The organism is Tateyamaria sp. (genome assembly GCF_059783535.1).
In genome coordinates, this window is sequence record NZ_JBYNDP010000140.1 from 1 (window position 1) to 9,080 (window position 9,080).

Here is a 9,080-nt window from a genome sequence, read left to right on the forward strand (position 1 = left end):
CGCAAGCACCCTGCCCTGCCCACGGCTGTCGTGCACCCCTGCGATGCGACGTCCTTGGAGGCTGCTATAGTGACCTCTGATCTGGGTCTGATCCACCCCCTCCTCGTCGGCCCCGCGGCCCGCATCCGGGCAGTCGCAGAGACAGCAGAGCTGGACATCAGCGCGCTTGAGATCATCGACACTCCGCACAGCCACGCCTCTGCCGAACGTGCAGTTGCTTTGGTGCGTGAGGGTCGTGCCCGCGCCCTGATGAAAGGCGCGCTGCACACGGATGAGATCATGTCCGCCGTCGTCTCCAAAGCGAATGGTCTGCGCAGCGAACGGCGGATGAGCCATGTCTATGTCATGGACGTCCCCACCTACCCCAAACCGCTGCTGATCACCGATGCCGCGATCAACATCGCGCCCGACCTGCAGACCAAGGCCGACATCGTCCAGAATGCCATCGACCTGGCCCACGCCATTGGGATCGACGCGCCCAAGGTTGCTCTGCTTTCTGCTGTGGAAACAATTACCCCGCGCCTGCAGTCAACGGTCGAGGCCGGTGCTCTGTGCAAGATGGCGGACCGGGGCCAGATCAAGGGCGGCGTGCTGGATGGCCCGCTGGCTTTTGACAACGCGATTTCGATGCGGGCGGTGGCCAGCAAGGGTATCACCTCACCCGTCGCAGGTCAGGCCGACATCCTTGTGGCACCGGATCTTGAGGCGGGCAACATGATCGCCAAACAGCTCATGTATCTGGCAGGTGCGGAAGCCGCTGGCATCGTGTTGGGCGCGCAGGTTCCGATCATCCTGACCAGCCGTGCCGACGACCGCCGAACGCGTGTTGCTTCCGCCGCGATTGCATCTCTGTTCAGCGGGGCTCTGGATCGATGAACGCCGCTGTCCTGACGCTGAATACCGGGTCTTCTTCGCTGAAATTCGGGCTCTACCGAGACGCCCCCGAACCCGAGATGTTGCTGACCGGACAGGTGGACGGGCTGGGTGCGGAGGCTCGGTTGGTGCTGGAACGGGCAGGGGAGAAAGCCACTCAAACCCTCAGCGCCCCGACGCACGCCGCGGCCCTCCGTCACGTCATCGAGACGTTGAAGCCCCACATGGCCGGTCTGCCGATCTCCGGCATCGGACATCGCATCGTGCACGGCGGCCCAAAATTTGCCGAACCCATGGTGCTGACACCGGATGTTCTGACGGCACTGGCCGAGTTCTCCCCCCTCGCGCCTCTGCATCAACCGCATAACCTAGCGGGTGTTGAGGCGGCCCGTGCAGCCTTTCCGGACGCGGTGCAAGTCGGGTGTTTCGATACAGCCTTTCACCGTGGCCACCCGTGGGTCAACGACACCTTCGCACTGCCCCGCAACTTCTACGATGAGGGGGTACGGCGGTATGGGTTTCACGGGTTGAGCTACGACTACATCACCGGCGTCATCGCTCGTGATGAACCGGAGCTGCACAAGAAGCGGATGGTGATTGCCCATCTTGGAAACGGCGCCTCCATGTGCGCTGTGCGCGAGGGAAAAAGCGTTGGCTCCACCATGGGGTTTTCTGCCCTTGATGGCCTGCCGATGGGCACGCGCTGCGGACAGATCGATCCGGGGGTGGTGCTGTATCTGATCCAGCAAAGGGGCATCGCGCCGGACGATGTGATGAAGATGCTGTACCGGCAAAGCGGCTTGCTTGGGCTGTCGGCCGAGACGAGCGACATGCGTGATCTTCTGGCCTCGGACCGACCGGAAGCAGGGCAGGCGATTGATTACTACGTGTTCCGTGCCCGTCGCGAGATTGGCGCTTTGACAGCCGTGCTGGGCGGGATTGACGGCTTGGTGTTTTGTGGCGGAATCGGAGAGAATGCGGCCCTGATCCGACAGCGCATTGTCGAGGGGTTGGAGTATCTCGGGATCTCAATCGATCCGGCCCTCAACCAACAGAACGCGCGTGACATCAACAGTGGTGCAACGCGGGTCATGGTCATTCCCACGGATGAAGAACGCATCATTGCCCGCGCGGTCAACAGCGCCATGTGGCAGCGCGCGCAGAGGGCATCCTGAGCCGCGTTTCCCGCTTTTGGCTGCTGGATTGGCCTTTTCATAGCCTTGGGCGGGGCGCAACGCAGGTTTTGACAGCCGTGCAAATCCAATAAGCGTATATAAAACATACACATAAACGAAACTCTCTGTTTGGCTGATCCTCGCCAATGCAACCTCTTGCCCCATCACGGGTTGAAAAAATCGTTGTGGATAAGTCGGTTCCACGTTAAGCACAGTTTAACGGTAGAAATCGCGCAAAAAGCGATATTACACGAGGCGGCAGCATGGGAAATCCCCAATTAGAGCCTGTTATGGGCGATATGTCATTTGATGAAATCATCCTTCGGCAAGGGGAATTGATTTCTGACAGGCTGAACATCCTGCGTCAGGAGCAGTACCCTCCGAACGCCCAGAAGGGCTTGCGTCAGTTCTCATTGGCCGAGGTCGCCTATTTTCTGGGGGTCACGCAATCCACGATCAAGAAGCTGCATCTTGAGGGTAAAGGCCCCGAGCCCGAGACATCACCGTCAGGGCGGCGGTCCTATTCGGCTGAACAGATGCTGGAGCTGCGCGCCTATCTGGATGCCCATGGGCGTCCCGGCAAGCGCCAATACCTGCCGCACCGGGCCGAGGGTGAGGAGCTGCACGTCATCTCGGTCGTGAACTTCAAGGGGGGCAGCGGCAAGACGACCACGGCGGCGCATCTCGCACAGCATCTGGCGCTCAAGGGGCACCGGGTGCTGGCCATCGATCTGGACCCGCAGGCGTCACTGACCGCGCTACACGGGATTCAGCCCGAGTTAGACTCTGTTTCGTCGCTGTACGAGACATTGCGCTATGACGAGGAACGCCAGCCGATCAGCACGGTGATCCGGCCCACGAATTTCCCAAACCTTGATATTGTTCCGGCCAGTCTCGACCTGCAGGAATACGAGTATGACACGCCTGTCGCGCTCACCAGCCGAGACCCGTCTGAAGGGCGCGCGTTTTTTACCCGCATCTCGAAAGCGTTGGAGGAGGTTGAGGACCAGTATGACATCGTGGTCATCGATTGCCCGCCGCAGCTTGGGTATTTGACTCTAACCGCGCTGACAGCATCGAGTTCCGTGCTGATCACGGTGCATCCCCAGATGCTGGACGTGATGTCGATGAGCCAGTTCCTGTTGATGCTGGGTGGCATCCTGCAAACCATTCGCGAGGCCGGGGCAGAGATGCGGCTGAAATGGTTCCGCTATCTGGTCACACGGTTCGAGCCGACGGATGGGCCGCAGAAACAGATGGTGGGTTTTCTTCAGGCCATGTTCCCCGAACAGATGCTGGAAGCGCAGATGGTGAAGTCCACTGCCATTTCCGATGCGGGCATCACCAAGCAGACGCTTTACGAGGTCGAACGGGCGCAGTTCGTGCGGTCCACCTATGACCGGGCGATGGGGTCGCTGAATGCGGTGAATGACGAGATTGCGGGCCTTGTGCACCAGGCCTGGGGCCGCGACGTGCCATGAGTTTTGACAGCCGTGCAGATTGGATTTTTGAGCGTGCGAGAGGGAGGATGACATGGCCAGAAAAGACCTGTTGAAATCCGTGATTGGGCAGCCAACTGACACGCCAAGCGGGGCAGGGCGGTCGAGCTATGCCATGCGCGGGGCGTCGAAATCGATGAAAGTGTCGATCGACAGTCTGGCCGAGAACTCCAAGCGGTTGATGGAAGGCGAAACCATTGTCGAGATCGATCCCGATCTGGTCGATGTCTCCTTCGTCAATGACCGTCTGACGGGTGATGACGAGGCCTATGATGAGCTCAAGGCCTCGATCAAGGCCAGCGGTCAGGACACGCCTGTGCTGCTGCGCCCGCATCCCGAGGTGGCGAACCGGTACATGGTGGTCTTCGGGCATCGCCGTGTGCGGGTGGCGCGGGATCTGGGCCGTCCGGTGCGTGCGGTCGTCAAGGAGATGGACGACGAGGCCCATGTGCTGGCGCAGGGTCAGGAGAACACGGCGCGGGCGGACCTGTCCTTTATCGAGAAGGCGCTGTTTGCACGGAACCTGTTCGATCTGGGGCAGGGCAAGGATGTCATTCAGCGGGCGCTGACCATTGACGGGACGTTGCTGTCACGGATGCTGGCCGTGGCCCAGACCGTGCCCGAGAACATTGTGACGGCCATTGGCCCTGCCAAGCAGATCGGCCGGGACCGGTGGGAGGGGTTCAAGAAGCTGATGGCGGACGAGGCCAACCAGGGCATTGCGTACCGCATCCTCAAGACCGAAGGGTTTGACCAACTCGACAGCGACACGAAGTTCGAGATCATGCACAGCAAGGTCGAGGAAGCGGGGAAGGGGCCGAAACGCCGTCGGGCGAAGGCGGCACCCCCCAAGCGGACCTGGACCGCTGGCGAGGGTCGGATCAAGGGTGTGATTGGGCGGGCTGGGCGGGCCTATAGTATTTCGCTCACCTCCAGGGACTCCACGGCGTTTGGTGAGTTTCTGTCCGAAAACCTGGATCAGCTTTATGCGGATTTCCTCAAGAAATCTGGCGGGACATCCTGATCCGCGGATGCCATCGCTTCACAGCCCTGCGGCTTTTGTGAGGTTGGTGCGGAAGCAGTTGTGGCTCGCGCGCAGAGACTGGCCGGAGAAAAGGGCGAGCCGTTTGGCCTCGGGCAGCTCAGCGCGGATGCCGCTTTTGAGGACTGTTGCCTTGATCAGCCGTGCGATGTGTTTGTCATTGAGCCGTGTGTCGAGGGCGCGTTTCCCGTCGCGCGAGGTGCGTACGAAGATCGGGCCGAAGTCGATTTTCGAGAAGTGGAGCCACTGTTCCAATGCATGTACCGGGCAGGTTTGATCGCTTGAGCCGCGCCCGATCTCGACCTCTCGCCAGCCGGTTTTGCTGTGCAGGGTCAGGAGGGCGCCCTCCTCGAAGATCTCGATCCACCCACCAGAGTCCGGTGTGTCATCCTTGCCCATATCAAGGCCGACAATTTCGGAGCGACGCAGGCTGCCAGCATAGCCGAGAAGCAGGATCGCGCGGTCCCTGAGCCCGCGCAGATCGTGGGGCAGGGTGGCCACCATGGCGCGGATGTCTTGGGGCTGGATCGCTTCCTTTTGTGCCGGGGGACGGGCGTGTTTGCGTTTGATGCCGGCCAGGATGGCAGCAATGTGCCGGTCCTTGCGGTCAAGCGAGAACCCACTCTGCGCGCAGTTCCAGGCGAGGCCAGAAAGGCGGCGTTCAATGGTCGACACCGACAGGGCGGGGGTTTTTCCCGGGGGTGTAGCGAGGTCCGTCAGATAGTGCCCAACCACTTCGGGGGAGGGGGGCAGGGGATCGGTGCCGTTCAACCGGCACCAACGCGTGAAGTGTTTCCAGTCGGCGGTGTAAGCCTTGTTGGTGTTTTCGGCGGTAGGGGCTTGGGCGTAGGCGCGCGCTGTGTCGACAAGCCGATCAAGGGTATCAGACCCGGCGACAGCCCCGGTATGTGAGGGCAGCGCGAGCGCATCTTTGTCTGTGGCTTCTGTTCCGCCGAAGCTTAGTGCATCCGCCTCTGCAGCTCTTGAATTGCGGGCCGTTGGGCGGTGGTTTTCAGGGGCATCGCTCATGGTTTTGAGTGTAGTTAACATGTGTCCGATAATGCAAGATTATTGGACATAATTTGCTCTTACAGGGCGCGGCGGATTTTACACTATATGGTGGTCAAAAGCGCCGCGGGAGACTACTGTTGTGGCATGACATACCAAAACACTGGCATCTCTGACGACCAGACTAGCTTACCGAAACTCCCCGGGTGGGTCACGTCCCTGCGGGCGGAAACCCTTGAAACTGTGGCTTTTCGATCAGGGGCGGCGCTGACCGTTTTGGATGGGCTGGTGTCTGAGCCAGGGTATGCAGTGCCGGTCAAACTGCTCGCGAACCGGCTTGCATTGAAAGCTGCAACAGCGACGTCAAAGCTTGAAGGGCGGATGGCGCGGGCGCCTGATATCCTGGACGCCTATCATCTGAGCCAGCACGGAGAAGCGCGCGGACCGGATGGTGACATATTGGCCTTCTGGCGAGATGCTGGGCGGCTTCGACTGTGTGGCGAGGATGGGTGCGCGAGCCTGAAGGGCTTTCTGCGTCCAGACCTTGAGGATGATGTGACGGGCTGGTTAGGGCTTGGGGCTGACTGTGCAAGCACACATGGACCGCTGGCGGGATGTGTTTGCGTGATGCGGGCAGCCCTGGAGGCCGATGACCGGGCAGAGCGGCTTGCCTGTCTGCTTTCAGACGTCGTCCTGGCGCGGACGCTGGCCTGGAAAACGCTTTTGCCGGTTTCCGCACATGGCCTGACGAAAGCGATGTTGCGGGACCTCGTCGCAGATGCGGATGGGGGCGCGCTGAAAATCCAGATACGCCTGCTGGATGGCATCGATGACGCGATCCGGCTGTCACGAGAATTGGCGAACAGGGCGCGCGCACTTCGTGCCGTGGCGCCAAAACTGCGCGCCAAGGGCGCGGAGGCGGCGGTTGCGTTGTTTCTGTCCGAGGATGCCGTTTCCCCGTCATCGATGTTGTCGCCGGTGATCCAGGGTACGACAATTCCGATGACAGATCGGGCCGCGCGCCGCTTGTGCGACAGGTTGGTCGCATTGGGTGTCGCCCGAGAGTTGACCGGACGATCGACATTCCGGCTGTACGGGATTGCCCCATGACGACCACAACGCGGCAACACAAAGCGACCGCCAACAGCGCGCCTGCATTCGACCGGGAGCTTGATGATCTGTCGCAAGAGCTGCGGTGGCGCGAATGGATGGGCCGGGTTGAAGCCGTGCTTTTTGCCAGCGCTTCGCCGGTCGGGCGGGATGATTTGGCCCGCGTTGTGGGGCAGGGGGCGCCGCTTGAGATGCTGATCGAAGATATACAGGCGGAGCTGTCAGGGCGACCATTTGAGTTGGTGCACGTGGCCGGGGGATGGATGTTGCGGACCCGGACCCGGTTCGCGGAGGCGATCAAGGCCGCCGCTGATCTCGGGGATCAATCGCTGGCGTTCACCGAGATGGAAATGGGTGTGCTATGCGCCATCGCCTATCACCAGCCGATCGACCGGGCGGGGCTGAGGGACATCTTTGGCAAGGAGGTCAGTCGCGATCTGTTGGCGCGGCTGCGTTACAAGGATCTGATTGCGAGTGGGCCAAGGGCGCCGCGGCCCGGCGCGCCGCATACGTTCGTGACGACGGAGACGTTTCTGGCGACGTTCGATCTGCAGAGCTTGCGGGACTTGCCAGAGCTTGGGCTGGTCCCTGACGATATGTGAAAGTAATCCTGGGCGGGACCGGTCCAGCGATGGAATGCAAGGTTTGAGGTCGTCATGTCCCGACCGATTGTCATGCGTGCTCTGTAATCCAGGCTTGTTGGCCTGTTTGACGTTCGTTGCAATCGATGTGCAACGTATGCCGCGAAGGGCGGACTTCTTGTCTGGTTTCAGGCGGATAATCGTTTCACTCTTAGGATGTTCACCGGAAGAGGTGCCCGCAGTCATAATCGTTGCAAAATGTATGAAACGAAAATATACATGAGCGGAAAATGACAATATAACAATGCGATAATCGCTTCACTCAAGTGGAAAATCGTTTCATGGCACTTTCAGATCAAGGCATCCTTGATTTTGTCGCCCAAAACCCAGGCGCCGGCCGCGATGCGATCCGCAAAGGCGCGGCAAGGGATGTAAGTGAAACGACCGTCTGGCGCGCGCTCAAACGGCTCGTCGATGCAGGCCGCCTGGAGACGTCAGGCAAAGGAAGGGCGACGGGATATCAGATTGCCGGCTCGGCCGTCGTGCGTGCCCATCTTTCAGTACCATACAACCGACGCCCCCCGGTTGCCTATAAGCCAGAGTTTCTGGACGCATATGTGCCAGGCAAGACCTGGTATCTGTCGCAGGTTGATCGCGATCGAATGCAGGAAGCGGGACGGCCCCGGGGCGGTGCATTGCCAGCAGGCACCTACGCGCGGCGTATCCTTGAACAGCTCTTGGTCGATCTGAGTTGGGCCTCCTCACGGATGGAGGGCAACACCTATGACATTCTGCAAACCGAGCGGCTCATCCGGTTTGGCGAGGAAGCCGAGGGCAAGGATCGCAAGGAAGCCTTGATGATCCTGAACCACAAGGACGCCATCCAATACGTTGTAGATAATCTGGAAGAGATTGCTCTTCGCGGTCCCGACCTTTTTGCAATCCATGCGCTTTTGTCGGATGGGCTTTTGGCAGATCCGGCGATGTCCGGTCGTCTGCGGGCGCTGCCTGTGGGAATCTCGCATTCAAGCTACAGGCCACTTGATGACGCGGTTTCCATCGAAGAGGAGTTCGACATCCTGCTTCAAAAGGCAGCGCAGATCACGGATCCTTTCGAGCAATCATTCTATTTGCTTGTCCATATCCCCTATCTGCAGGGGTTTGCCGACATCAACAAGCGAACGTCGCGCGTTGCATCCAACATTCCCCTCCTGAAGTCGGACCTTGCGCCGATGTCGTTCACAACAATGGACGACCGGGACTATATTGATGGGCTGATCGGTATCTACGAGTTGAACAACGTGTCCCTCTTTCGTGAGGTGTACATCGATGCCTACCTGGCCTCAGCGGAAAAGTACCGGGTGTTGAGGGCAGAGGTAGACAGCCCGCACAAGGCGGCAATTGTGTACCGGGATTTTGTTCGTGCGGCGGTCCGACGGAGCGTTCTTGAGTTCAAAGGCTTTCGGCACGGGGACCTTATGGCGATGGCGGCCGAGGCAGGTGTGCCAGAAGCCGATCAAGAGAGTGTCGTCGCATATGTGGCCGAACAACTTGCGGGCCTGCATGAAGGCAACGTTATCCGCTACCGTCTTAAGCCGAGCGATCTGGACGGCGTCACAGTCTCCTGACCTGTTTTGCCAAGGCGCTGAAAGTACACCTGAGCTGCGTGTATCGGTGTACTGGCCGGGCTTGGTCGCCTCAAGCCAGGTGGCTCAGAACAGCCCGTCCACCTCTGACCGGTGCGGCATTGCGGGGGCTGTTCCCGCGCGCGTGACCGAGATGCCGGCCGTCG

At 60.2% G+C, this 9,080-nt stretch carries 8 protein-coding genes; 7 read left to right on the top strand and 1 reads right to left on the bottom strand.

The genetic code is table 11. The annotated features are described in order from the left end of the window. The 4 genes from AC6RA8_RS18895 to repB all read left to right on the top strand — a co-directional run. The coding region (locus AC6RA8_RS18895; protein ID WP_500354843.1) for a bifunctional enoyl-CoA hydratase/phosphate acetyltransferase at nt 1-876 on the top strand (876 nt) is incomplete at its 5' end. Beyond that, on the top strand, nt 873-2,048 hold the full coding sequence (locus AC6RA8_RS18900; RefSeq protein WP_500354845.1) for an acetate/propionate family kinase: 1,176 nt from the start codon (nt 873-875) through the stop codon (nt 2,046-2,048). The genes AC6RA8_RS18895 and AC6RA8_RS18900, both read left to right, overlap by 4 nt. A gap of 290 nt (nt 2,049-2,338) precedes the next feature. Then, the gene (repA, locus tag AC6RA8_RS18905) at nt 2,339-3,529 is read left to right on the top strand and encodes a plasmid partitioning protein RepA (protein WP_500354855.1); all 1,191 of its coding nucleotides are present in this window, start codon (nt 2,339-2,341) and stop codon (nt 3,527-3,529) included. A 52-nt stretch (nt 3,530-3,581) separates the two neighbouring features. Further along, nucleotides 3,582-4,571 (top strand): plasmid partitioning protein RepB, encoded by a 990-nt coding sequence (gene repB / locus AC6RA8_RS18910; protein ID WP_500354847.1) that lies wholly within the window; start codon nt 3,582-3,584, stop codon nt 4,569-4,571. Between the two features lie 18 nt (nt 4,572-4,589). On the opposite strand, the gene AC6RA8_RS18915 is transcribed toward repB, so the two are convergent. Beyond that, nucleotides 4,590-5,618 (bottom strand): site-specific integrase, encoded by a 1,029-nt coding sequence (locus AC6RA8_RS18915; RefSeq protein ID WP_500354848.1) that lies wholly within the window; start codon nt 5,616-5,618, stop codon nt 4,590-4,592. Between the two features lie 126 nt (nt 5,619-5,744). On the opposite strand from AC6RA8_RS18915, the gene AC6RA8_RS18920 reads away from it, so the two are divergent. The 3 genes from AC6RA8_RS18920 to AC6RA8_RS18930 all read left to right on the top strand — a co-directional run bounded on the left by AC6RA8_RS18920 (nt 5,745) and on the right by AC6RA8_RS18930 (nt 8,916). Further along, a complete protein-coding gene (locus AC6RA8_RS18920) occupies nt 5,745-6,707 on the top strand; it encodes a DUF1403 family protein (protein WP_500354850.1) in 963 nt (320 codons plus the stop codon). Continuing rightward, nucleotides 6,704-7,309: an SMC-Scp complex subunit ScpB gene (gene scpB, locus AC6RA8_RS18925; RefSeq protein ID WP_500354852.1), complete on the top strand. Its 606-nt coding sequence runs from the start codon at nt 6,704-6,706 to the stop codon at nt 7,307-7,309. The genes AC6RA8_RS18920 and scpB overlap by 4 nt, the downstream gene beginning before the upstream one ends. A 320-nt stretch (nt 7,310-7,629) precedes the next feature. Then, nucleotides 7,630-8,916: a Fic family protein gene (locus tag AC6RA8_RS18930; protein WP_500354854.1), complete on the top strand. Its 1,287-nt coding sequence runs from the start codon at nt 7,630-7,632 to the stop codon at nt 8,914-8,916. Nucleotides 8,917-9,080 lie beyond the last annotated feature (164 nt).

Bases quoted from the DNA above. Each gene is read 5' to 3' on its own strand.
- AC6RA8_RS18900 (WP_500354845.1), top strand. From the start codon at position 873: ATGAACGCCGCTGTCCTGACGCTGAATACCGGGTCTTCTTCGCTGAAA.
- repA (WP_500354855.1), top strand. From the start codon at position 2,339: ATGGGCGATATGTCATTTGATGAAATCATCCTTCGGCAAGGGGAATTG.
- repB (WP_500354847.1), top strand. From the start codon at position 3,582: ATGGCCAGAAAAGACCTGTTGAAATCCGTGATTGGGCAGCCAACTGAC.
- AC6RA8_RS18915 (WP_500354848.1), bottom strand. From the start codon at position 5,618: ATGAGCGATGCCCCTGAAAACCACCGCCCAACGGCCCGCAATTCAAGA.
- AC6RA8_RS18920 (WP_500354850.1), top strand. From the start codon at position 5,745: ATGACATACCAAAACACTGGCATCTCTGACGACCAGACTAGCTTACCG.
- scpB (WP_500354852.1), top strand. From the start codon at position 6,704: ATGACGACCACAACGCGGCAACACAAAGCGACCGCCAACAGCGCGCCT.
- AC6RA8_RS18930 (WP_500354854.1), top strand. From the start codon at position 7,630: ATGGCACTTTCAGATCAAGGCATCCTTGATTTTGTCGCCCAAAACCCA.